This window comes from Thalassobacillus devorans (genome assembly GCF_900176565.1).
GTDB classification, from domain to species: Bacteria; Bacillota; Bacilli; order Bacillales; family Halobacillaceae; genus Thalassobacillus; species Thalassobacillus devorans_A.
This window is the reverse complement of record NZ_FXEH01000006.1, coordinates 1,749,538-1,773,969: the sequence shown is the minus strand read 5'-3', so window position 1 is coordinate 1,773,969 and position 24,432 is coordinate 1,749,538. Positions and strand designations below refer to the sequence as shown.

Genomic DNA, 24,432 nt, shown 5'->3' with positions numbered 1-24,432 from the left:
CTCTTTTTAAGCAGCCATTAACGGCTGCTTTTTTTATTGTCTTTAGAAATATAAAGGAAGCAAAATTGCTCTATCCGAGGGGGGCTTTTTTCTTCTGTCATTCAATCATGGTAGAATAGATACGGCAGTAATTTTACTTAGAAAACAAACGACAGAGTAAAGAGACATACAACCCCAGGTCTGTGACCCGGTATAAAGTTTTGAAGGAGTGGAACTATGGCAGATAAGTTAGTCTTGATTGATGGCAATAGCATTGCTTACCGTGCATTTTTTGCCTTGCCATTATTGAATAACGATAAAGGAATTTATACGAACGCAGTATATGGGTTTACTACTATGCTTCTAAGGATTTTAGAGGAGGATCAACCCGATCACATTCTGGTAGCATTTGATGCAGGTAAGACCACATTCCGTCATAAAACATATGTGGATTACAAAGGTGGCAGACAAAAGACCCCGCCTGAACTTTCAGAACAATTCCCTGTACTGAAGGAATTGTTGGATGCGTTCAGCATTCCACATTATCAACTGGAGCAATATGAAGCGGATGACATTATCGGTACGTTGTCCCAAAGTGCCGAGAAAAAAGGCTGGGACGTCAATGTTATTTCAGGGGATAAAGACCTTCTTCAGCTGGTTTCTGATCATATCGATGTCACTTTAACGAGAAAAGGAATTTCAAACGTGGAAAAATATGATCCGGCTTTTCTTGCGGATAAAATGGGAATTCGTCCGGATCAGGTTATTGATTTGAAAGCATTGATGGGAGATAATTCCGATAACATTCCAGGGGTACCTGGAGTTGGAGAAAAAACCGCCGTTAAATTACTGAAGCAATTTGATACATTGGAGAACCTCTATGAGAACATTACGGAAGTGAAAGGTAAGCTGAAGGAAAAACTGGAAAATCATAAAGATGATGCCTTTATGAGTAAGCAGCTGGTCACGATCAAAAGGGACTCACCTGTCACCATCGGTTTGGAAGATTTGACCTATGAAGGGTATAGTAATCGGGACGTAAGCAATATTTTTAAAGACCTGGGATTTCAATCGCTGTTAGGGCGAGTGGATGGTTCCGATCAGCAAGCGGAAGAGGCAGCAGAAGAGCTTCCTGAAATAGAAGTGGAACACGTAACAGAATTAACTGATGAAGTGTTTACTGGTACAGAAGCAATATTTGTAGAGATGCTGCACGAAAATTATCACCAGGCTGAAATCGAAGGTATTGCCATCGTCAATAAAGATAAGAACTATTTTATTCCGGTAGATATCGCTGCCGAGTCTGATGTTTTTTGTGAGTGGGCTAAAAATGCTCAGAAGCGAAAATGGGTATTTGACGCAAAAAGAACGGTAGTTGCACTGTTGCGTAAAGGCATTCATTTAAAAGGAGTGGACTTTGATCTTCTGCTTGCTTCCTATTTGATTAATCCATCGGAAAACAACCATGACATTCCATCTATTGCCCACCGAATGGGAGAAACTTCGGTTCAATATGATGAAGAAGTCTATGGAAGAGGAGCTAAAATCAAGCGGCCTGATGACGAGAAGTTAGCAGAGCATATGGCTAGAAAAGCTACCTTGCTTTATAAACTGAAAGACAAAGTTGAAGAACAATTGAAAGATAACCATCAGTTAGAATTATATCATGATCTGGAAATGCCTCTCGCCTTGATACTTGGTGAGATGGAACACCTCGGTGTCCAGGTGGATGTGGACCGTTTGAAAGATATGGGGGAGGAACTGCGCACCCGCCTGAAAGAAATCGAAGAGCAGGTTTATGATCTGGCAGGTGAAACATTCAACTTGAATTCACCAAAGCAGCTCGGCCCGATATTATTTGATAAATTAGGATTACCAGTTATTAAAAAAACAAAGACAGGCTATTCCACCTCTGCGGATGTGTTAGAACAGTTAGAAGATAAGCATGAGATTATCCCTAAAATATTAATCTACAGGCAGTTGGGGAAATTGCAGTCCACATACATTGAAGGTCTTTTAAAAGTTGTCGATAATGATACTCATAAAATCCATACTCGCTTTAATCAGGCCCTGACACAGACGGGGAGGTTGAGTTCGACGGATCCAAATTTGCAAAATATACCAATACGTTTGGAGGAAGGGCGGAAGATACGTCAGGCATTTATTCCTTCTAAACCAGGCTGGGTGATGTTTGCAAGTGATTATTCTCAGATTGAACTTCGGGTGCTTGCTCATATTGCTCAAGACGAAAAGCTGATTGCTGCTTTTAAAGAAGGACGGGATATTCATACCCAGACAGCGATGGAAGTATTCAAAGTAGAAGCAGAAGCGGTTACCGGTGAAATGCGCAGGCATGCGAAAGCTGTAAACTTTGGGATTGTATATGGAATTAGTGAATATGGTCTATCCCAAAGCCTTAGTATTACACGTAAAGAAGCTAAAGAATTTATTGACCGCTATTTAGAAAGTTATCCAGGTGTAAAAGTTTATATGGAAGAAACTGTACGTAATGCCAAGCAAACTGGTTTTGTCACAACATTCATGAATAGAAAAAGATTCTTACCGGATTTAACAAGCCGGAACTTTAATCGCCGGAATGCAGCAGAACGAACAGCTATGAATACACCTATTCAGGGAAGTGCAGCTGATATCATTAAAAAAGCGATGATCGACTTGCATCACCGTCTTGATGAGGAGAAGTTGGAAGCAAACCTGCTTTTACAAGTCCATGACGAACTAATTCTGGAAGCTCCGGAAGAAGAAATTGAACAGCTGAAGAAAATTGTACCAGATGTGATGGAAAACACCGTAGAGTTAGACGTGCCACTGAAAGTTGATTCATCGTACGGGCCGACCTGGTACGACGCAAAATAATAAAGGGGAAGTAAAGTATGCCAGAATTACCAGAGGTAGAAACAGTGAGGCAGACCTTGCGCCAATTAATACTGAATAAAAAAATCACTGATGTGACGGTATTATGGGAGAATATCGTCAAACTTCCATTAGAGACGGAAGCTTTCAGGCAGGAATTAAAGGGTCAGACAGTTAGAGAAATCAATCGTAAAGGTAAATTCTTAATTGTGGAATTTGATGACATCGCCATGGTCTCTCACCTACGAATGGAAGGGAAATATGGTGTTTATCCTGCAGCAGAACCACGAAAAAAACATACGCATGTCATCTTTCAATTAGATGACGGTACGGAGCTTCGTTATAACGATGTCCGTAAATTCGGGACTATGCATCTATTTAAAAAAGGGGAAGAAAGACATCAGAAACCGCTCGCTCTGCTCGGTCCAGATCCATTCGATTCCTCTTTTACCCTTGATTATTTTTATAATAGATTGCAAAAGACACAACGTTCTATCAAAGCAGTATTGTTAGATCAAAGTATTGTGGCCGGCCTGGGAAATATCTATGTCGATGAAACCTTATTCCGGGCTGGTATCCATCCAGAGCGTAAAGCAAATACCCTCACTTCCGGGGAAGTGGATAAGGTCAGGTGTGCTGCAATAGAAACGCTTCAGGAAGCGGTTGAACAGGGAGGTACTACCATTCGCTCCTATGTCAACAGTCAGGGACAGATCGGTAAGTTTCAGCAACGTCTGTTTGTTTATGGAAAAGAAGAGGAGCCCTGCCAGCAGTGTGGTGGCCCGATTGAAAAAATCAGAGTCAGTAACCGCGGCACTCATTTCTGTCGTAATTGTCAACAGTAACACACTGTGAATAGATCCCCATATACTATCTCATATTCCGATTGCAGAAGGAGATCGTATAATGGGAGTCTATGTAACCTTGATTTTACTCGTCATGGCTGTCAGTCTGGACAGCCTGGGACTAGGAGTCGTTTATGGACTGAAGAAAATAAGGCTTTCTTTCCTGCCGATGATGATGATTGCCGGGTTATCAGCGCTGATATTTTATGTAGCTATCACGGCAGGCAACATGTTAAATGATTTCCTTCCTGAACATGCAGGGGAAAATTTAGGTGCCTTTATACTGATTGGCCTTGGAGCATGGTTTTTGCTTCAATTAATCATGCCTTCCAAAGAATCAGGAGAAGAAAAAGAGCCTTCAACCTGGTCTTCGCCTTCTGATATATTAAAAGACCCGGAGCTTGCGGATATGGATAACTCGGGTTCCATCAAAGGCTGGGAAGCAGTTCTGTTGGCTATGGCTTTATCGTTAGACACATTAGGAGCGGGTATAAGTGCAGCATTCATGAAGCTCCCCTCACTTATTACCGCATTATCTATTGGTTTTATGACCAGCTTTTTATTATACACAGGGCTTAAGCTCGGGCACCGCTTTAGCAAATGTGAATGGGTGGATAAGGCAGTGGTCGTGCCCGGGATCATGTTAATACTTCTGGGGATCTTCAAGTTAGTTTAAGGAGGGATTCTGTGACACTTGTTATTGGGCTTACAGGCAGTATAGCCAGTGGAAAAAGTACCGTTTCATTAATGTTTGATGACTATAATATACCTGTAATTGATGCAGATAAATTATCCAGGGAAGTTGTAAAGCCTGGGGAAAAAGCCTATCAGGAAATCGTCACGGAATTTGGCGAAACTATTCTAAGAGAAGATGGTGCAATCGACCGCAAAAAATTAGGATCGATCGTCTTTCAGGATGAAGAGAAAAGAAAAGTATTGAACAGTATTGTCCACCCGGCTGTACGCCAACGTATGATCGAGCAGCGTGACTATTATTGTAACCAGGAAGTACCTGCTGTGGTATTGGATATCCCTTTACTTTTTGAAAGTAAGTTAACTCATTTTGTTGACAAAACCATAGTGGTTTATGTAGATGAAGATGTGCAGATCAATCGATTAGTGGAAAGGGATGATTCCAGCAGAGAAGAGGCTTTGCAAAGAATAAAAGCCCAGCTTCCAGTTAAAGAAAAAGCAGAAATGGCAGATGAGGTCATTGATAATAACGGAAGCAAACAAGAATCATATCAGCAATTGACTACCATTCTTAGAAAGTGGAAGGTTATTGGATGATTTAATAGGTATTTTTTAGGGAACGACGCTATTAGGCGTCGTTTTTTTAAAGAAAACATGAACTTTATTGACCATGAACGCTTACAATGTGTTATACTATTTGTGAAAATTAACCGTCAAAAGTATATCATATATAGGAGGCTCTTATTATGAATAAAACCCGCATCGCTATTAATGGTCTAGGCAGAATTGGACGTATGGTACTACGAAGAGCAATAATGGAGGAAACTCTCGATGTAGTGGCCATAAATGCGAGCTATCCTGCCGAAACACTTGCTCACATGATCAAATATGATAGTGTACACGGGCGTTTTAGCAAAGAAGTGAAAGCGCTTAATGATAGCCTGGAAATAGATGGAAAAGAAATAAAGTTATGCTCTACACGTGATCCTCGGGAACTGCCGTGGAAACATCTGGATATTGATGTAGTAATTGAAGCCACCGGAAAATTTAAAACGAAAGAAGATGCTGGTCTGCATCTGGAAGCCGGTGCTAAAAAGGTAGTGATAACTGCTCCAGGCAAACAGGTAGATGCCACGATTGTTATGGGCGTAAACGAGGACGAATATGACACGGCAAAACATGACGTGATCTCTAATGCGTCTTGTACAACCAACTGTCTTGCTCCTGTCGTAAAGGTGCTCGATGATGAGTTTGGTATTGAAAATGGATTAATGACTACCGTACACGCATTTACAGGAGATCAGAAAAATGTTGATAACCCTCATAAAGATTTACGCAGGGCTCGAGGCTGTACGCAATCGATTATCCCTACCTCTACAGGAGCAGCGAAAGCATTGGGTGAAGTACTCCCTCATATGAATGGCAAGCTGCATGGTATGGCTTTGCGTGTACCGACACCTAACGTGTCACTTGTTGATTTGGTTGTCGATTTGAAACAGGATGTTACAGCAGAACAAATCAATGAAACATTTAAGCAGGCGGCAGATCATGGCTTGAAAGGCATCCTGCAATATAGTGATGAACCACTGGTTTCCATTGATTATACGACGTCTGAATTCTCTTCTATCATTGATGGCCTGTCAACAATGGTCATGAGTGATAGAAAAGTGAAAGTATTGGCATGGTACGACAATGAATGGGGCTATTCCTGCCGCGTCGTCGACCTTGCAAAGCACGTTGGCAGCAAGCTGATGCAAAAGAAAGAAGCACATGTTTCTTAATAACAGGACTATCCCCCATTAAGATGGAAAAGGAAATATTTCCAAGGTTTATCCATGATGTTAAATAATTAACTTGCAAAACAAGGGTAAACCATATATAATTTCTTTGAACTTCTGAATTCTTGCAATCAGATGGCTACTCAAAGGGTTAGGACCTCTCTGGACTAACTTTCCCCCGTGGTAGTTATTTCCGTAGTATTCGGAAGTCGATCTTTAACCGTTAAAAGGGGGATACCATATTATGGATACAATGGGAAGACATGTTATTGCGGAATTATGGAACTGCAATATGGATAAATTGAACGACATCAACTATATTGAAAAAGTTTTCGTTGATGCTGCACTTAGAGCAGGAGCTGAAGTGAGGGAGGTAGCTTTTCACAAGTTTGCCCCACATGGAGTCAGCGGTGTGGTCATCATTTCTGAATCACATTTGACTATCCACAGCTTTCCTGAACATGGCTATGCTAGTATAGACGTATATACATGCGGAGATAGAATAGACCCGAATGTTGCTGCTGATTATATATCAGAAGCATTAGAAGCACAAACAAATGAAAGTGTAGAGGTCCCACGTGGAATGGGACCTGTAGAGGTACAACAGACAAAAGCTTTATAAAGAAAGATAGGAAAGCCACTAGACGCCTGCGTCTGTGGCTTTTTTGGTGTTGCAGAGAACAACAAGGACTTGAATAGTTGTTCATTTAACAATAGGCATGTTTCTACATATTATCCGACATTTTTTGCTGTCATCATTTATGCTTTACTAAAAAACATGTTAAAATAAAATAAGTATAAGCACGGAAGAGGGAAATCGAGAAGGAGATACGCATGAAAAAGTTTATTTCAAAGTATTTAACGAGTCACTCAGAGACAAGGGAAAATCATGAGGACGAGGCGTTACAGACCCATTACTATAAGACGACTAAAGATAAAGCATTACAGGCTGTACTGGAAGTTTTTGAGGGAGGAGAATATAGTATCCTTTCTACTTCAGAGGAACATGGAGAAGTCAGCGTCAATTACAAAGGGAAGAAGAAAGCTTTTATTGTTGCCAGTATCGTAATGGTCAAGCCGTTCCGGACAGCGGTGGATTTCTCTGTAAGTACCGAATCTGGCGGCCCTGTAGACTTTGGCTTCAGCAGGAATCTGATTATCCAGTTAAATGAAAAGCTGAAGAAACGATTGCCTTACTTGGAAACCTCGATGGCCAATAAATTGAATCAATAGAATAAATGCTTGTTGTATAGCGGTGGAGATGATCGTAAGTGAGATGCCCAAATTGCCAATTTAAAAATACCAAGGTGCTGGATTCGCGACCAATTGAGGAAGGCAGAGCGATTCGCAGACGTAGAGAATGCGAACAGTGTGGATTCCGGTTCACCACTTTTGAGCGGATTGAAGAAGTGCCTCTTATTGTCGTGAAAAAAGAAGGGACAAGAGAGGAATTCAGTCGTGAAAAGTTGATGCGAGGTCTGATTAAGGCTTGTGAAAAAAGACCCGTCGCTTTAGAAGAAATAGAGACAATTGCTTTAGAAGTGGAAAAGGAATTAAGGAATCAGGGTAATTCAGAAGTAATGAGTGAAGATATCGGAGAAATGGTGATGGAACGGCTGGCTAAAGTGGATGACGTCGCTTATGTACGTTTTGCATCCGTTTATCGTCAATTTAAAGATATTAATGTTTTTCTGGATGAATTAAAAGATTTAATTAAACGGGAAGACTGATGTCCGGGAAGCTAAGCCGGGCTCTTTTTTCTTTTTATTTCGGTTATTGGGGGTGGAGATGATGAATCAATCGATTGGTAAACTATTGCCGGTAGACGGATATTGTGTGCAATTGAATGGAAGCGTACCAAGAGACTATGGGAATGCATTGTCTCACTTATACCAGCCGATCATTGGTGTAGAAGCAGTCACGCTTTATCAGACGCTGTTAAGTGAATATGATTTAGCAGCGGAACCTGAAGTCCATTCGCATCATACATTGATGAATTATTTAGCGATGCCCCTTGACCGAATATATAATGCCCGTAGAAAATTGGAAGCTATTGGTTTGATGCAGACCCTTTCTACGGAGGAAGAGTCGCGCGCCTGCTATATTTATAATTTACAGCCACCATTTTCACCGGAACAATTCTTTTATGATGATATGCTCTCTTTATTACTTAATCATGAATTGGGAGCAGATAAGTACAACAAGCTGCGGAACCGTTTTATGAGAGTGAAATATCCACTAACAGACTGTGAAAATATAACGGCGTCGTTCGATGAAATATTTCATGACTACCAGACATCTGGACCTGCATTTACTGCAAGAATGGCGGAAAAAGATTCGACCCTGGTCACGTTGCAGCAAGCAAACGGTCCTCTTTTGCAGGATGACCGCATCGATTTCAACTGGATATATCAATCATTAAAAGAAAAAATGTATCCAGCTGAAAAAATTTTGAATGTCCGTTATAAACGAATCATGATGCAGCTTGCTTCGTTATATGATTTGTCCTCCCAGGATTTAGAAAAAGCGATCGGATGGGCTTTGAATGAAGAGAATCAACTGAACGTGGCCGAGTTGAAAGAGGCTTGCCATGATCTGTCGCCGAAAAAAGGGAAAGTCACTTCCATGAAAACGGTAGAAACCAGGGATAAATGGACAGACAAACAAGCAGACGATGTAAAGACTTCAAAAGAAGAACAATTCATCTCGATGCTGGAAAGAAAATCACCGAAAGAACTTCTGGAGGACTTGTCCACTGGTAATAAAGCTTCTGAGCAAGATCTGAAGCTGATTCGTGATGTAATGACGGAACAGGGATTATCACCAGGTGTCATGAATGTCCTCGTACATTATGTCCTCTTGAAAACGGATATGAAATTATCTAAAGCATATTTAGAGAAAATTGCGAGCCATTGGGCAAGAAAAAATGTTACTACTGTACGCCAGGCTATGACAATGGCAAAAGCTGAACATCAAAAGTATCAGCAATGGGGAAAAAATAATAAAAGCAGAGGGAAGAAACAAACGAAAGAGATTATACCCGATTGGTTCAAAGAAAACCAAAATGATGGCAAACAGCAGCAGGAAGAGAAAAAGAGCAATAGCAAAATTAACAAAGAAGAAATTGCTGCTCGAATCAAACGGATAACGAATAATGGAAATTGAAAAACAGGGTGTGATGGAAAATGGAACCGATACAATCCTCTCTTAAAAGGTGGATGCGTGAAAATAAAAACTTCCAGGGGCATTTTACTAAGATTAAACAGGAACTGTTGGCATCTCCAAATGTGCAATCCTTACTTCGTAAATATCCCGAATTGAATGAGCAAGCATTGGAAAAGCAGCTGATGAAGCTTTATGAATACGAGAGCCAATCTAAAAAATGTGAGCAGTGCCCTTCTTTAGAGGGTTGTATCAATATTCTTCCAGGTCATACTCCGCACCTCACGGTAGAGGGAAAGCAGCTCCACCTTTCCTATGATAAATGTCCCAGGAAAGTAAGGCAGGAACAGCAGCAGAAACAGGAATCTTTAGTGAAAAGTCTTTATATGCCAAAAGAAATTCTGGAAGCCAGTTTAGATCGTATTGATTTATCAGATGATGATCGAGCAGATGCTATTGCCCGCATGATTAGTTACCTGGAAGGAATAAATGACGAACTCCCGAAGAAAGGGTTGTATTTTCATGGCCCATTCGGTGTAGGGAAAACGTATTTCTTAGGTGCAGTAGCCAATCGTTTAAGTGAAAAGAATATTCCTTCGATGATTATTTATATGCCGGAGTTTGTGAGAGAAATGAAATCCTCGATTAAAGATGATACTTTGAACGAAAAAATTCAGGCATTTAAAACAGTCCCTGTACTGATGCTGGATGATATAGGGGCAGAATCTCAATCGGCCTGGTTCCGGGATGAAATACTTGGCTCCATTCTTCAGTACAGGATGATGGAGCGGCTGCCTGTATTTTTCAGTTCCAATTACAATATGAAGGAACTTCAGGAAGTTTTCACGACTTCGAATCGCGGTGATGTAGAACGTGTCAAAGCTTCACGGATCATTGAACGGATTAAACAGGTCAGTGAAGTGATACCTTTATATGGTGATAATCGTAGAAATTGAATAACTTTTCCGCTATGCCTATACAGTTATCGAACTGTATGGGCATTTTTTCATCTCCTTGTCCATATAGATAGAATAGATTGATTGTTGTTAGGGGGAACGGGGCTGATATGATACGTTTCTTTTTCATTTCAAGGCAAGAGACGATAACATTTTGTGATGCAATTATGCGGGAAGGTGCAAAGTTCGAAGTCCAATGGAAGGGGGATGATAAAGGCGGAAATCAAGTCTCTCTATTTGGAAGTGATTGGGGAGAGAGGGAAAGAGATATATTAGTTAATATATTATTAGAAGTGGTTTTCAAATACCGACTCCCATCATGGCAAAAACAACTAATCATGAAAAAATTCTATTATCAGGATGAAGAAGAAATCAACCGGATTATTGAGATATGTGAGTGGCTGAATGATAGTGAACAACGTAAAAAGCTAGGTGTTAACTTGCCATCGCTGGAGGAGAGCATCAAATCTTTTATTCGAAAAAGAATACAATTGAAAAGTGTTGTGAATTTCAATGAAATTATGCCTTTTTGTTTTCAGCATGCACGGTCACTATTGCTGAATTATATCGGTGCGGCACTCGATGAATTTAAACGAGAAGAGGAGTATTTATTGTGGGTGGATTCTTTACGTCATTATATGAAAGATAAGCACTCAAAAGTGGACGAACTGCATCTTCTTCAGCGACAACAAATTCATTTTTATAGAAAAGACGGTAGTCTTTTATCTAAAATGGAGATTAAGTCATTGCTAAAAAAAGAACCGATACGTATATTTTCAGGTGAAAATGACGATTATAGTATCATGGCTGCATTGGTTTATGCACCTAAGAAAATTTACCTTTACGGAGACCCTTTTGAGCCGAAGATTCAAACAATCATTAATATCTTCCAGGAAAAAGCAATTTGTAAGCCGGTTCAGGCTTTTCCTTTTCATCACCCGTCCCATGCCCATTAAAAATGGGCTTGATTTCTCTTGGCACTATCGCTATAATACGTACATATCCTATAACATCAAGGTAACGATGAGGACACGGACGAAAGTCATCGATGCGAAAGAGAGGGAAGCCGCCGGCTGAAAGCTTCCTGCATACGAGCTTCTGTTCACCACCTCTGAACCCTTTCTGTGAACAGTGCAGTAGCAGAAAGCGTATGGTCTGCGTTAAAGATGTCAATGAGCCGCATAAATTTTGCGGGAATTAGGGTGGAACCGCGAGTCAACGCTCGTCCCTTTGCCAATTGGGCAGAGGGATGGGCGTTTTTTATTTATACAAAAAAGATAGGAGTGAAAGGTCATGTCTGAACAAATTCAAATCACTTTCCCGGACGGCAATGTCAAAGGTTTTTCTAAAGGAACGACAGGGGAAGATATAGCAGGAGATATTTCGCCCGGCCTGAAGAAACAAGCACTTGCCATTAAGCTTAATGGGGAGATGTATGATTTACGCAGGCCAATAGAACAGGATGGAGCTGTCGAAATCATCACATATAAAAACCCGGAAGGGCTGGAGGTTCTTCGGCACTCTACAGCTCATCTCATGGCCCAGGCCTTAAAACGGTTATACGGGAATGTAAAACTGGGGGTCGGACCTGTTATTGAAAGTGGCTTTTACTATGATATCGATATGGAAGAATCCTTGACGCCGGAAGACCTTCCTAAAATCGAAAAGGAAATGAAAAAGATAGTCGATGAAAACCTGGAAATCGAACGGTTAGAAGTGAGCCGGGAAAAAGCGAAAGAAATGTATCGGGATATCGGGGATGATCTTAAGATTGAACTGATCGAGGATATTCCTGAAGGTCAACCGATTACAATTTATAAACAAGGAGAATTTTTCGATCTGTGCCGTGGTGTACACGTGCCGCAGACAAGCAAAATCAAGATCTTCAAACTACTCAGCATTTCAGGGGCCTACTGGCGTGGTGACAGCAACAATAAAATGCTGCAGCGTATTTATGGTACGGCTTTTGAAAAACAAGGGCAACTGGATGAGTACCTTCGTCTTCTTCAGGAAGCGAAGGAACGCGACCACCGTAAACTGGGTAAAGAACTGGAGATTTTTACTGTCAATCAAAAAGTCGGCCAAGGGCTGCCGTTATGGCTGCCGAAAGGAGCAACTATTCGCCGTACCATTGAACGTTATATTGTTGATTTAGAGGAACGTCTTGGTTATGACCATGTCTATACTCCGGTATTAGGGAGTGTCGATTTATATAAAACAAGCGGGCACTGGGATCATTATAAAGATGATATGTTTCCGGTCATGGAAATGGATAACGAAGACCTGGTACTTCGCCCGATGAACTGTCCCCATCATATGATGGTATATAAAAATCAATTGCACAGCTATCGTAACTTGCCTGTTCGCATCGCAGAATTAGGAACTATGCATCGCCATGAAATGTCCGGTGCATTAGCCGGTTTACAGAGAGTCCGTGCGATGACTTTAAATGATGCTCATATCTTCAGTCGCCCAGACCAGTTGAAAGACGAATTCATACGGGTTGTCCGACTCGTTCAGGCCGTTTATGAAGACTTTGGTATCAATGATTATTATTTCCGTTTGTCTTACCGTGACCCGGAGGATAAAGAGAAATATGTCGACAATGATGAAATGTGGAACAAAGCCCAGGCCATGTTGAAGGAGACTATGGAAGATCTTGGGGTAGAGTATGTAGAGGCAGAAGGAGAAGCTGCATTCTATGGCCCGAAACTTGATGTCCAAGTCAAAACAGCACTTGGAAAAGATGAAACACTCTCTACTGTACAGTTGGACTTCCACTTGCCAGAGCGGTTTGATCTGACTTATGTTGGTGAAGATGGTAAAGACCACCGCCCAGTTGTTATTCACCGCGGTGTCGTATCGACTATGGAACGTTTTGTCGCATTTCTGATTGAAGAGTATAAGGGCGCGTTCCCTACTTGGCTTGCTCCTGTCCAGGCAAAAATTATTCCAGTATCAGCAGATGCTCACTTGGATCATGCTAAGAAGCTTGAAGATGAACTGCGTGAAGCGGGCATTCGAGTCGAAGTGGACGAACGTGACGAAAAAATCGGTTATAAAATCCGCGAAGCCCAAATCCAAAAAGTACCATTCGCACTTGTTATCGGAGATAAAGAAATCGAACACAATTCTGTTAATGTCCGTCGTTATGGAGAAAAGAATTCTGAGACTAAGCCATTGGATATATTCAAGTCAGAAATCACAAACGAAATCGAGCAGAAAATCCTGACTAAAAAGTAATCGGTTATAATTACAAAACTGGTACGGGTGTGGAACATAAAATAGTTTCATGCTCGTACTTTTTTTATTATATTGTTGATTTCTGGGATGGTTTTCGATATTCTTATATAGTCAGTCTGATGGTTAATTGGTGGATGTTTGACATGTTCACCATACCGTGATATTATATTTTAGGTGAACAATAAAAGAACGGATCTGAGACAAGTAGAAGCACCCGCTTCTCACCTGATCGACGCATCAAGCAGTTGGCAGGTCACTAATCCTTTTGAAGTCGAATGGGATACGTGTGGGTGCATTGTGATGTGCCGACACTTTTTTTATTGCTTTAAAATCACTTGTCGATGACAGATCTTTATATTTTCCTAAAATTATTTGGAGGTGGCTGGTTATTAGCAAAGATAACATGAACGTTAATGAGAAAATCAGAGCACGTGAAGTACGTCTCATTGATAACAACGGTGACCAATTAGGAGTTAAATCTCGTCAAGAAGCACTTGAGATCGCTCAAAACGCCAATCTTGACTTAGTATTGGTAGCTCCAAACGCAAAACCACCGGTCTGCCGCATCATGGATTACGGTAAATACCGTTTCGAACAGCAGAAGAAAGAAAAAGAAGCTCGTAAAAAGCAGACTACCATCAAGGTGAAAGAAGTCCGCTTAAGCCCTGGAATTGAAGAGCATGACTTCAATACAAAACTGCGCAATGCTCGTAAATTCCTCGAAAAAGGCGATAAAGTGAAAGCTTCTGTCCGTTTCCGTGGACGTGCAATTACGCATAAAGAACTTGGGCAAAAAGTTCTTGAGCGTATGGCGGAAGAGTGCAAGGACGTTGCACAAGTTGAGACGAAGCCGAAGATGGAAGGCCGCAGCATGTTCTTGATGCTGGCGCCATTGGCTGAAAAGTAAGCACAGATTGAACTAAGCAGAAGGAGGAACTACTCATGCCAAAAATGAAAACCCATAAAGGTTCTCAAAAACGATTTAAAAAGACAGGTAGTGGAAAGGTGAAACGCTCTCATGCGTTCACAAGCCACTTGTTCGCGAACAAGTCTACAAAACAGAAGCGTAAATTGCGTAAAGCCACCCTTGTATCTAAGGGCGACTTGAAGCGTATCGCTCAAATGCTGCCAAAAAAATAAGACAACTAAGATATATGATCCAAAATAGGAGGGATTTATCATGCCACGTGTAAAAGGTGGAACAGTGACACGCCAACGTCGTAAACGTGTCCTTAAATTAGCAAAAGGTTATTATGGTTCAAAACATGCATTATTCAAAACTGCAAAACAGCAAGTGATGAAGTCAGGTCAATATGCTTACCGTGACCGTCGTCAGAAAAAGCGCGACTTCCGTAAGCTATGGATCGCTCGTATCAATGCTGCAGCTCGTATGAACGACATTTCATACAGCCGTATGATGCACGGCCTTAAGCTTGCAGGAATCGAAGTAAACCGTAAGATTCTTGCTGATCTTGCTGTTACTGATGAAAAAGGTTTTGCAAGCCTTGCTGAAAAAGCAAAATCAGCACTAAAATAAGTTATGTCTGAGGCCATTTCCGTACGCCGGAAATGGCCTTTTTCATTATCGAACAGAAGGAGTGTGGAGGGTTAGTGGATGTTTTTACATATCTTCTTATTTATTTGACTGCCATCAATGGGATCCTATATAGTTTGATGGGTGTCGATAAAAGTCGAGCACGAAAACGAAAGCAGCGAATACCGGAAAAGCAACTATGGGGGTTTGCTATATTAGGGGGAGCGTTGGGAGGAAGTTTGGGGATGCGTCATTTTCGACACAAAACTAAGCATCCTTCTTTCCTGTATGGTTTTCCTTTTTTAGTATTGCTGCAGGCAATCCTTGTCGGATACCTTGTCCTGAAGTTATATACGCCCTAATCTTGTCATAGTATAGGATAGGGGGGATATACATGGAACAGTTTGCGCTTGGATTTATAGAACTCATGCAGGTGAGTGGCTGGTACGCCCCGATCTTATTTATATTATTCCATTTGCTTCGCCCATTGCTTTTTTTGCCCGTAGTCTTGATTTGCATTTCCGGAGGAATATTGTTCGGTGCCGTCGCAGGTACTGTGTATTCTGTAGTTGGTATTACTTTATCCAGCACCGTCTTTTATCAGCTTATCCAAAACGTACCTAGCCTTTTGAAGCGATTGCAGCGGCTGAAAAGTAAAGTGATAAAAAAACAGAACACATTAACAGTAAGTCAGGTAGCCGTCTTGCGTTTAGTGCCATTCATTCATTTTCATCTGTTATCCCTCTGTTTGATTGAAATCTGTGTCGACTTTAAAGATTATATAAAGGCCTCCTTCTTATCAAATATTCCCCTTGCCTTTGTTTACACAACCGTGGGTCAATGGCTTACCAGAATATCCTTCCCGTTAATGGTTATTTTCCTTTTTTTACTGGCAGGTTTAACTTACTTAATCCGCAAAAAACAATACTCATTAACATTGAATGAATTCTTTCAGCCGAATGGATAAACTAAAGAAAGCGATCATCCTAAGAAGGATGGTCGCTTTCCTTTTTTGGAGAATGAATGAAAAGACGATTGAGTGGGTACTTCCATTCGATAGTGGCATATGGATACCGAATCAGTATTTCTTTTTCAAGAAAATAAATATCGTCCCGTTCAATACCCATCAATTGGTCTGGCTGCCTGGTCGAAACATTGATATTGACGACCTCAAAAGCACTTTCTGTTGTACCTAAATATTTTTCTCCCTCAAACAGGACGCCTTTATAGGTTATCAGGAAGTTTTGTTTGCTATTATCAGGATCATCATAAAAGTAGAACGTTTTACTTTCTTTAGCAAGTTTAAGCTTCCTTCCCGGGCTCTTAATATAAGAGTAGAAGGTGTAAAAAATGAATATGATTGCAAGCAATATTAGCAGTCGAAATAGAATGACAATCATAAGGACTTCCTCCTGAGTTAGGAATTGATTACTTGGTTTACGAATACAGATACCCAAAAGTTTCATGAAATGTTACATTTAATTGTACAAATTTAAATAAAGGATGAATTTAGTATGAATTGGGAAGAGTTGTTTGAGACACAATTACGTTTGGATCGCTATATTGAGGAAAACAATCAACTGGAAGAAGCTGATTTGTTTGAGGACAAGGTGCTAGCCCTTCTGGTAGAGCTGGGTGAACTGGCGAATGAAACAAGATCTTTCAAGTTCTGGAGTCAAAAACCCCCGAGTTCTGAAGATGTTATCCTGGAGGAATACGTAGATGGCCTCCATTTCATTCTTTCCCTTGGATTAGAAAAAGGTTTCCGTTACGCGGACAAGCCGAGTAACACCGGGGTTGAAGTAACTAAAGGATTTCACCAGGTCTATGAGAAGATCTTAAAATTTAAAGCTAGTCCGGTAAAAGAACACTATCAGGAGATGTTCTCCAGCTTTTTATCCCTGGGAGCGGCTCTAGGTTTCACTGAAATGAAAATTAAAACGGCATACCATGAAAAGAATCAGCAAAATCATCAAAGGCAGGATAAAGGGTACTGAAAGCGTTTTTTTTATTTTTTGTTAATTTTGAATAAAAACGCTATAATAAAATAGTCAAACTTTATAGAGGGGGCAATTACATATGGCAAAAACAGATGAAACACTGACCATGCTGAAGGACTTGACCGATGCCAAGTCCATTCCCGGTCATGAAAAAGAAGCAAGAGATGTAATGAAGAAATACATTACACCTTATGCGGATGAGGTATATACGGATAATTTAGGCAGCTTGATCGCAAAGAAATCTGGGGATACAAACGGTCCAAAAGTAATGGTAGCCGGTCATTTGGATGAAGTCGGCTTCATGGTAACCCGAATAGACGATAATGGTTTTGTTTATTTTCAAACTGTTGGCGGCTGGTGGAGCCAGGTTATGCTGGCTCAGCGAGTAACGATCGTCACACGAGAAGGCACGGTTACCGGAGTGATCGGATCTAAACCACCTCACATCCTGCCTCCGGAAGCTCGCAAGAAGCCGGTGGAAATCAAAGATATGTTCATCGATATTGGTGCTTCCAGTAAAGACGAAGCAAAGGAATTTGGTGTGCGCCCAGGGGATTCTGTTGTACCTTACTTTGAGTTCACCCAGATGAAAAATGAAAAAATGCTGCTTGCTAAAGCTTGGGACAACCGGATCGGTTGTGCGATTGCGATTGAGGTATTAAAGCAACTGAAAAACGAAAAACATCCAAATACCGTTTATGGTGTTGGGACCGTACAGGAAGAGGTCGGCTTACGTGGTGCCCGTACTTCTGCTCATGCTATCAATCCTGATATAGCATTTGGTGTAGATGTCGGTATTGCTGGAGACACCCCAGGCGTATCAGATAAGGATGCCTCCAGTAAAATGGGAGAAGGGCCTCAGATTATTCTTTATGATGCCTCCATGGTTTCCCACAAAGGGCTTCGCGATCTAGTAACAGATACTGCTGATGAAAAAGAAATTCCTTATCAGTTTGATGCCATTGCTGGCGGGGGGACAGATTCCGGTGCTATTCATTTGACTGCTAACGGGGTGCCTGCGTTGTCTATTACCATTGCGACCCGTTATATCCATTCTCATGCAGCCATGCTTCACCGTGATGACTTTGAGAATGCAGTCAAATTAATCGTAGAAGTCATCAAGAAACTCGATGCAGATACCGTGAAAGAAATTACGTTCAATTAATAGAAAGAGCTCTGTCCCTATTGCAGGGGCAGAGCTCTTTTCTTGTCCTTTAAAAAAGCTTAACTTAGTGATTAGCCAGGTTTTTGTATAAATTTATTGCTGGTTCACACTTTGTTCTAATGCTTCAAGCATTTCTTCTTTTTCACTTTCGCTTGATTCCTGCCAGATAAGTTCAAATAAAACTCCAAGACCAGGAAGCATCTTTTCTTCCCCTTTTTGGATAGCATCTACAATGGTAGCTTCCAATTGCTCCCTATTATTTCCAGCGATATTAGAAAGTATGGCTTCCCTTAAGTTTAAATCCATGACTGACACTCCTTTTTAACTTTTTCTTTGGTTAGTTTGACCTTCCTTCCCAATAATATGTATGATAAGCAAAGAAGCTAAGAAAAAGAGGTAAAAAAATGCTGACATCCTTACAAAATACACGTGTCAAACAATGGATTAAATTAAAAAAAAGGCGTGAAAGAGAAAAGTCCCAAACTTTCCTGGTAGAGGGTTTTCATTTAGTTGAAGAAGCTGTGAAAAGTGATTGGGCAATCCAGGAAGTGATCGTGCAGGAAAATATGGAAGCTCCCCATTGGACGGTCCATGAACGAATCACGCAGGTTTCGAAGGAGGTTTTCGCGGCACTGGCGGATACGGAAACACCCCAGGGAATAGCAGCGGTTGTAGAAATGAAGCAATTTAGTCCTGAAGCTTTCCGCCATGTCCTGCTAATTGATGCTGTCCAGGATCCAGGAAATCTTGGCACCTTGATAAGAACCGCTGATGCCGCTGGTTTTAATGGGGTTATAATCGGTAAAGGTTCTGTCGATCCTTATAATGATAAGGTCATCAGAGCTACCCAAGGTTCCCTATTCCACCTGCCACTGTTTTCTGGTGACCTCAAAGAATGGGTCCCTCAACTGCAGCAACAGGGAATAACTGTTTGGGCTTCTGCCCTGGAAGATGCTCAACCCTACCAGAAGATAAGCATAGCTGATAAAGGTGCGCTTATTGTCGGAAATGAAGGGGCAGGGATCCAGGAAGATTTGTTAGGGCTTGCTGATGAAAAAGTCTATATTCCGATATATGGACAGGCAGAATCCTTGAATGTGGCAGTAGCTGCCGGGATACTCATGTACCATATGAAAATATAGGCTTGCAAGAAAGCCCATGATTTTCTATAATAAATGAATAGTTATAGAGCGAATAGCATTGAAGGAGCCAGTAGATAATCATAACATCGATACAGGGAAGAAGTGCCACAGACTGCAAGCACTTCTATCGTGGTGATTATTGAACTTTCACTCTGGAGCTGGCATCTGATTAAAAGATGTCCCGGATGTCAATCCGTTATCCGTAATGAAGTGGGCATACCATACGTATGTCAACAAGGGTGGTACCGCGAAACGGCCATATAGTCTCGTCCCTTTACTAGGGAGGAGACTTTTTTATGTTGCTTAACTCCTGTTGAAAAAAGTAAAGGATTCATTCGTTACAGGAACATAGTGATCGTCAGGTTGTTACATGTTTGAAAGGTCAATTTTACTAACGAATTTAAGTAGAAGAAACACTTAGGATTTTGCCATAAAGGCATTGCGATATGCAGGGTTTTCTAATGTAAAAAAGGAGGAGTATCGAAATGAAAGATCGTTTGCAGGAATTGCAATCAGAAGCATTAGAGAAAGTGAAGTACGCAGAGGATTTAAAAGCTTTGCAAGATATTCGAGTAGCTTATTTAGGAAAAAAAGGGCCAATTACAGAAGTGCTTCGGGGTATGGGCAAATTGTCCAAAGAAGAACGTCCAGTAATCGGCCAATTGGCAAACGATGTAAGAGAAAGCATTGCCAGTGCTATTCAAACGAAGCAAGATAAATTAGAAGAAGAAGCATTGGAAAAGCAACTGGAAGAAGAGAGTATTGATGTCACCTTGCCAGGCCGTCCTGTACATGTGGGAGGACCACATCTACTGACGAGCATTATCGAGGAAATTGAAGATTTATTCATTGGGATGGGATTTGAAATCAAAGAGGGACCGGAAGTCGAAACAGATTATTTTAATTTTGAAGCTCTCAACCTTCCTAAAGGACATCCGGCCAGGGATATGCAGGATTCTTTTTATATTACAGAAGAACTGCTTTTACGTACCCACACCTCACCTGTTCAGGCTCGGACGATGAAGCAGAAAGACGGGCACGAAGCGGTACGAATGATATGTCCTGGTAAAGTTTATCGCCGTGATACGGATGACGCCACCCATTCCCATCAATTCACTCAGGTAGAGGGGCTTGTGGTGGATGAAAATATTAAGATGAGCGATTTGAAAGGCGTTCTTAATGCTTTTGCTAAGCAGATGTTTGGTTCAGAACGAGATATACGCCTTCGACCAAGCTTTTTCCCGTTTACAGAGCCATCGGTAGAAATGGATATTTCGTGTAAAATGTGTGGCGGGGAAGGCTGCTCGGTATGTAAAGGCACTGGCTGGATTGAGATCTTAGGCGCAGGGATGGTACATCCAAATGTGTTGGAGACGGCAGGGTATGACCCGGAAGTCTACTCAGGGTTTGCTTTTGGCATGGGGCCGGAGCGTATTGCTATGTTGAAATATGGTGTCGATGATATCCGTCATTTCTATACAAACGATATTCGATTCTTGAAACAATACCATAAAGTGTAAGGGAGAGTCCAAACAATGCTAGTATCTTTGAATTGGTTGAAACAATATGTGGATATTGAAGATCAGACACCGGAAGAATTAGCTGAGCTGATTACGAAAACAGGCATAGAAGTAGAAAGTGTCGAACCGATAGCGGAGAAGCTGAATGATGTGGTGGTCGGCCATGTACTTTCCTGTGAACAGCATCCAAATGCAGATAAGCTCAATTTATGTCAGGTCGATGTAGGGGAAGAAACGCTGCAGATTATATGTGGAGCACCGAATATTGCTGCCGATCAAAAAGTCGCAGTGGCAAAACCGGGTGCTGTGTTACCTGGGAATTTCAAAATTAAAAAAGCGAAGCTGAGGGGAGTAGAGTCCAATGGAATGATTTGCTCTCTTCAGGAGCTTGGAGTAGATGAAAAAGACGTACCAAAAGAGTTTGTCGACGGAATTTTTGTTTTCCAGGATGAAGTGGAAGTCGGAGAGAATGCGATCGAACTGTTGAACTTGGATGATATCATTATTGAATTGGGTCTGACACCTAATCGTGCTGATTGCTTGAGCATGCTTGGAGTCGCTTATGAAGTGGCGGCGATATTAGATCAGCCGTTCACCCCTCAGGAGGAAATCCTTCATCCTGTGCAGGAAAAAGCATCTGACTATATCTCTGTCCATGTGGAAGATCCCGATTTGAATCCTTATTATGGAGCATTTATAGTCAAGGAGGTCAAAATAGGGCCATCACCATTATGGATGCGGAATCGTTTGATTGCCGCAGGGGTGCGCCCAATTAATAACGTGGTTGATATCACGAACTACGTATTGCTGGAATATGGCCAGCCACTCCATGCGTTTGATTTGGACCGTTTCGGAACAGACGAAGTGGTCGTGAGACGAGCGAAAGAAAATGAAACGATCACCACTCTGGATGAGCAAAAGCGCAACTTAAAACCGGACCATCTGGTGATTACTAATGGCAAGCAGCCGACAGCGATTGCCGGTGTCATGGGTGGTGCTGATTCCGAAGTACACGAGGGTACATCTAATATTTTATTAGAAGCAGCATACTTCCAGCCAGTAGCCGTACGTACCGCCTCTAAAGACCACGGACTCCGAAGTGAAGCCAGTACGCGTTTTGAAAAAGGCGTGGACCCGAACCGGGTTGTTCGTGCCGGGATGAAAGCGTGCGAATTGCTGGAAAAATATGCGAACGGAAAAGTGTTAGATGGCGTTGTAGAATTCGATCAATTGGCCAGGGAACCTAAAAAGGTAGAAATTACTTCTTCTCATATCAATGAGCGATTGGGTACCTCTATACCTGATGAGGAAATTGCCGATATTCTCCGCCGTCTTCAGTTCGGTTATGAGCAGAAGGGAGAAATGTTTACGGTAACTGTTCCAACTCGCAGAGGGGACGTGGAACTTTTTGAAGACATGCTGGAAGAAGTAGCAAGAATCTATGGTTATGATAATCTTCCGTATACGTTGCCGGGTGGTGCGTCTCAGGCGGGTGGACTTACATTACACCAGCAATTGAAACGAAAAGTAAAAAACTACCTTCAGGGTGCAGGGCTGGATGAAACAATCACTTACTCGTTAACAAATGCTGAGCGAGTAAGTCAACTGGTCAGTCGTGAGGTTAAGAAACAAGCGGCAGCCCCTGTTTCCTTAGCGATGCCAATGAGCGAAGAGCATAGTCATCTTCGGCTGAGCATATTACCGGAATTACTTGCTTCCTTATCTTATAATGTGGCAAGAAAACAAACCGACCTTGCTTATTATGAACTAGGGACTGTATTTATCAGTGAAGAAGAACAGGTGACCGTGCAGCCAAAAGAGCAGCTGCGGTTATCAGGAGCCCTTACTGGTAATTGGCTTGTACACCCATGGCAGCAAGAAAAAAAAGCCGTAGATTTCTTTGTTGTCAAAGGGTTAGTAGAAGGGATGGCTGATTTGCTTGACCTTAAGCTGACTTACAAACAGGCTAAACTCCCGGATATGCATCCGGGACGCACAGCTGAAGTTTATCTTGGTGAAAAGGTAATCGGCTTTATTGGTCAAGTCCATCCCAAGCTGCAAAACGACCTGGATTTGAAGGACACCTATGTATTTGATTTAAATGCAGAAGAGTTATTCGCTCATTATCAAAAAGAAGAGGCATTTCAGGCTATACCTAAATACCCTTCCATCAGCAGGGATATTGCATTGGTAGTAGAGGAACAGTCTGCAGCGGGTGAAATTGCGGAAACCATCTTGCATGCAGGTGCTCCATTAGTGAAAGACGTCCGCATTTTTGATGTCTACCAGGGTGAACATTTGGAAGAAGGTAAAAAATCCATCGCCTTTAATCTGTTATATATGGATCCAAATCGCACGCTGAAAGACAAGGAAGTGGAAGAGGCTCACGAAAAAATTCTTACAGCAGTGAAAGAAAAACACCAGGCAGAATTAAGAGGCTGATAAAAAAGAGCTTGCCGAAATCACGGCAAGCTCTTTCTTATAAGTATTTATAAGCTTTTTGAGTGGTGGCAAAATGAATTTTTGCTATATCATCCAACTTAGCTTTGCCATACTTTTTAATAACGGCAGCAGCAGCCCTATCCACTTGCAGGGATGCTCCTTTTGGGATGGTTAGACCGACATCCGCCTCGATATCTTCCATTGCCTTCACAAAACTGGCTCTGGCAAGAATGGATGCCGTGGCGACGGCAATCGAATAACTCTCTGCTTTGGTCATGAAGTATACATTTTCCTGCAACTTATTCCCTTCGGATGCCAGGTGGCGTTTATAGACATCAGGTTCTGAAAATTGGTCGACTAGAATCCCGTCTGGATGCTCGGGCTTGATTTTCTCCAAAAGTTTTTCCAATGCGTGATGATGGAGCATGGTTTTCATTTTTCCCTGACTCCAGCCTTTTGACTGTAACTGGTTATATTTTTTGTTATTCAATTTCAATAAAATATAAGGGATTTCCAAGTGGATAATATCCTTTGCAATTACACGAATCTTATCATCAGTCAGGTGCTTGGAATCTTTGACACCAAGCTCCTTTAATAGAGCAACCTGTTCTGCTTTTACATAAGCGGCCGCAACTGTGATCGGACCAAAGTAATCACCGGTTCCTGCTTCATCAGAGCCGATATGAGAACTGGAAAATAAAGATTGTGGCGGATGATAGGTATGTTTTTTAACTTTTTTCTTAACCGGTTGTTCGGCACTTCCCCATTTAGCGGCTTCCGCTTCCGGGTTTTTACCTTGGAATAATACCTTTCCGGAACGATAAGCTGTAATCGTGCTTCCTGGTGTCTTGGCTACAAATAGGGCGGATGGAGGCACATCCGGTTTGATCTGTGCTTTATAATAATCTTTCATTTCACTTAAAGTTTTTTTTGCTACGGTAAGTACAACTTGACCCATTTTTATAATCCTCTCTCTTCAAGCATTAAGCCTGCTTATATTTATGCTTAGTATACCAGACGACAGAATGAGACAGAACCGTGCAAAGTACGATAGATTTAGTTTCCCTATTTTTCCCCTTCGTGTTAAGATAAACTTTAGGAT

At 41.6% G+C, this 24,432-nt stretch carries 25 protein-coding genes and 3 other annotated features; of the genes, 22 read left to right on the top strand and 3 right to left on the bottom strand.

The window, feature by feature from the left end; all coding sequences use genetic code 11:
* Positions 1-216: 216 nt before the first annotated feature.
* The 17 genes from polA to B9Y67_RS19860 all read left to right on the top strand — a co-directional run bounded on the left by polA (position 217) and on the right by B9Y67_RS19860 (position 16,028).
* Positions 217-2,853 (top strand): DNA polymerase I, encoded by a 2,637-nt coding sequence (gene polA / locus B9Y67_RS19940; protein WP_085509077.1) that lies wholly within the window; start codon positions 217-219, stop codon positions 2,851-2,853.
* Between the two features lie 17 nt (positions 2,854-2,870).
* Positions 2,871-3,695: a DNA-formamidopyrimidine glycosylase gene (mutM, locus tag B9Y67_RS19935; RefSeq protein ID WP_085509076.1), complete on the top strand. Its 825-nt coding sequence runs from the start codon at positions 2,871-2,873 to the stop codon at positions 3,693-3,695.
* A gap of 61 nt (positions 3,696-3,756) precedes the next feature.
* On the top strand, positions 3,757-4,371 hold the full coding sequence (ytaF, locus tag B9Y67_RS19930; RefSeq protein WP_085509075.1) for a sporulation membrane protein YtaF: 615 nt from the start codon (positions 3,757-3,759) through the stop codon (positions 4,369-4,371).
* 11 nt (positions 4,372-4,382) lie between these two features.
* Positions 4,383-4,985 (top strand): dephospho-CoA kinase, encoded by a 603-nt coding sequence (coaE, locus tag B9Y67_RS19925; RefSeq protein WP_085509074.1) that lies wholly within the window; start codon positions 4,383-4,385, stop codon positions 4,983-4,985.
* Between the two features lie 149 nt (positions 4,986-5,134).
* The gene (locus tag B9Y67_RS19920; RefSeq protein ID WP_085509073.1) at positions 5,135-6,169 is read left to right on the top strand and encodes a glyceraldehyde-3-phosphate dehydrogenase; all 1,035 of its coding nucleotides are present in this window, start codon (positions 5,135-5,137) and stop codon (positions 6,167-6,169) included.
* Positions 6,170-6,410: 241 nt separating this feature from the next.
* On the top strand, positions 6,411-6,788 hold the full coding sequence (gene speD, locus B9Y67_RS19915; RefSeq protein ID WP_062447217.1) for an adenosylmethionine decarboxylase: 378 nt from the start codon (positions 6,411-6,413) through the stop codon (positions 6,786-6,788).
* Positions 6,789-7,000: 212 nt separating this feature from the next.
* On the top strand, positions 7,001-7,399 hold the full coding sequence (locus B9Y67_RS19910; RefSeq protein ID WP_085509072.1) for a cytosolic protein: 399 nt from the start codon (positions 7,001-7,003) through the stop codon (positions 7,397-7,399).
* Positions 7,400-7,437: 38 nt separating this feature from the next.
* Positions 7,438-7,896, top strand: a complete 459-nt coding sequence (gene nrdR / locus B9Y67_RS19905) for a transcriptional regulator NrdR (protein WP_085509071.1) — start codon at positions 7,438-7,440, stop codon at positions 7,894-7,896.
* 61 nt (positions 7,897-7,957) lie between these two features.
* The gene (locus B9Y67_RS19900) at positions 7,958-9,331 is read left to right on the top strand and encodes a replication initiation and membrane attachment family protein (RefSeq protein WP_085509070.1); all 1,374 of its coding nucleotides are present in this window, start codon (positions 7,958-7,960) and stop codon (positions 9,329-9,331) included.
* 20 nt (positions 9,332-9,351) lie between these two features.
* The gene (gene dnaI, locus B9Y67_RS19895) at positions 9,352-10,284 is read left to right on the top strand and encodes a primosomal protein DnaI (protein ID WP_085509069.1); all 933 of its coding nucleotides are present in this window, start codon (positions 9,352-9,354) and stop codon (positions 10,282-10,284) included.
* A 110-nt stretch (positions 10,285-10,394) separates the two neighbouring features.
* Positions 10,395-11,240, top strand: a complete 846-nt coding sequence (gene ytxC, locus B9Y67_RS19890; protein ID WP_085509068.1) for a sporulation protein YtxC — start codon at positions 10,395-10,397, stop codon at positions 11,238-11,240.
* 55 nt (positions 11,241-11,295) lie between these two features.
* Positions 11,296-11,517 (top strand) — a binding site (T-box leader).
* 60 nt (positions 11,518-11,577) lie between these two features.
* Complete coding sequence (gene thrS / locus B9Y67_RS19885; protein ID WP_085509067.1) at positions 11,578-13,527, top strand: threonine--tRNA ligase; 1,950 nt, start codon at positions 11,578-11,580, stop codon at positions 13,525-13,527.
* 196 nt (positions 13,528-13,723) lie between these two features.
* Positions 13,724-13,851 (top strand) — a sequence feature (ribosomal protein L20 leader region).
* A gap of 79 nt (positions 13,852-13,930) precedes the next feature.
* The gene (infC, locus tag B9Y67_RS19880; protein WP_062447192.1) at positions 13,931-14,434 is read left to right on the top strand and encodes a translation initiation factor IF-3; all 504 of its coding nucleotides are present in this window, start codon (positions 13,931-13,933) and stop codon (positions 14,432-14,434) included.
* Positions 14,435-14,469: 35 nt separating this feature from the next.
* The gene (rpmI, locus tag B9Y67_RS19875) at positions 14,470-14,667 is read left to right on the top strand and encodes a 50S ribosomal protein L35 (RefSeq protein ID WP_028783413.1); all 198 of its coding nucleotides are present in this window, start codon (positions 14,470-14,472) and stop codon (positions 14,665-14,667) included.
* 40 nt (positions 14,668-14,707) lie between these two features.
* A complete protein-coding gene (gene rplT, locus B9Y67_RS19870) occupies positions 14,708-15,064 on the top strand; it encodes a 50S ribosomal protein L20 (protein ID WP_062447185.1) in 357 nt (118 codons plus the stop codon).
* A 32-nt stretch (positions 15,065-15,096) separates the two neighbouring features.
* Complete coding sequence (locus tag B9Y67_RS19865) at positions 15,097-15,423, top strand: DUF1294 domain-containing protein (protein ID WP_085509066.1); 327 nt, start codon at positions 15,097-15,099, stop codon at positions 15,421-15,423.
* Between the two features lie 32 nt (positions 15,424-15,455).
* Positions 15,456-16,028: a TVP38/TMEM64 family protein gene (locus tag B9Y67_RS19860; RefSeq protein ID WP_085509065.1), complete on the top strand. Its 573-nt coding sequence runs from the start codon at positions 15,456-15,458 to the stop codon at positions 16,026-16,028.
* Positions 16,029-16,047: 19 nt separating this feature from the next.
* Here the strand turns inward: B9Y67_RS19860 and B9Y67_RS19855 are convergent, their stop codons facing one another.
* Positions 16,048-16,461, bottom strand: coding sequence for a sigma-w pathway protein ysdB (locus tag B9Y67_RS19855; RefSeq protein ID WP_085509064.1), 414 nt, complete (start codon positions 16,459-16,461; stop codon positions 16,048-16,050).
* Positions 16,462-16,575: 114 nt separating this feature from the next.
* Here B9Y67_RS19855 and B9Y67_RS19850 point away from each other — a divergent pair, with 114 nt between their 5' ends.
* On the top strand, positions 16,576-17,058 hold the full coding sequence (locus B9Y67_RS19850; RefSeq protein ID WP_085509063.1) for a dUTP diphosphatase: 483 nt from the start codon (positions 16,576-16,578) through the stop codon (positions 17,056-17,058).
* Positions 17,059-17,140: 82 nt separating this feature from the next.
* A complete protein-coding gene (locus B9Y67_RS19845; protein ID WP_085509062.1) occupies positions 17,141-18,226 on the top strand; it encodes a M42 family metallopeptidase in 1,086 nt (361 codons plus the stop codon).
* 93 nt (positions 18,227-18,319) lie between these two features.
* On the opposite strand, the gene sspI is transcribed toward B9Y67_RS19845, so the two are convergent.
* Complete coding sequence (sspI, locus tag B9Y67_RS19840; protein ID WP_085509061.1) at positions 18,320-18,532, bottom strand: small acid-soluble spore protein SspI; 213 nt, start codon at positions 18,530-18,532, stop codon at positions 18,320-18,322.
* Between the two features lie 98 nt (positions 18,533-18,630).
* Here sspI and B9Y67_RS19835 point away from each other — a divergent pair, with 98 nt between their 5' ends.
* From B9Y67_RS19835 to pheT, 3 genes are all read left to right on the top strand, one after another.
* The gene (locus B9Y67_RS19835; protein WP_085509060.1) at positions 18,631-19,368 is read left to right on the top strand and encodes a TrmH family RNA methyltransferase; all 738 of its coding nucleotides are present in this window, start codon (positions 18,631-18,633) and stop codon (positions 19,366-19,368) included.
* Between the two features lie 49 nt (positions 19,369-19,417).
* Positions 19,418-19,645, top strand: a binding site (T-box leader).
* Between the two features lie 208 nt (positions 19,646-19,853).
* Positions 19,854-20,888: a phenylalanine--tRNA ligase subunit alpha gene (gene pheS, locus B9Y67_RS19830; RefSeq protein ID WP_085509059.1), complete on the top strand. Its 1,035-nt coding sequence runs from the start codon at positions 19,854-19,856 to the stop codon at positions 20,886-20,888.
* A gap of 15 nt (positions 20,889-20,903) precedes the next feature.
* Entirely contained in the window at positions 20,904-23,330 is a 2,427-nt protein-coding gene (pheT, locus tag B9Y67_RS19825) for a phenylalanine--tRNA ligase subunit beta (protein WP_085509058.1), read from the top strand.
* A 37-nt stretch (positions 23,331-23,367) separates the two neighbouring features.
* Here the strand turns inward: pheT and rnhC are convergent, their stop codons facing one another.
* A complete protein-coding gene (gene rnhC / locus B9Y67_RS19820) occupies positions 23,368-24,288 on the bottom strand; it encodes a ribonuclease HIII (protein WP_085509057.1) in 921 nt (306 codons plus the stop codon).
* Positions 24,289-24,432 lie beyond the last annotated feature (144 nt).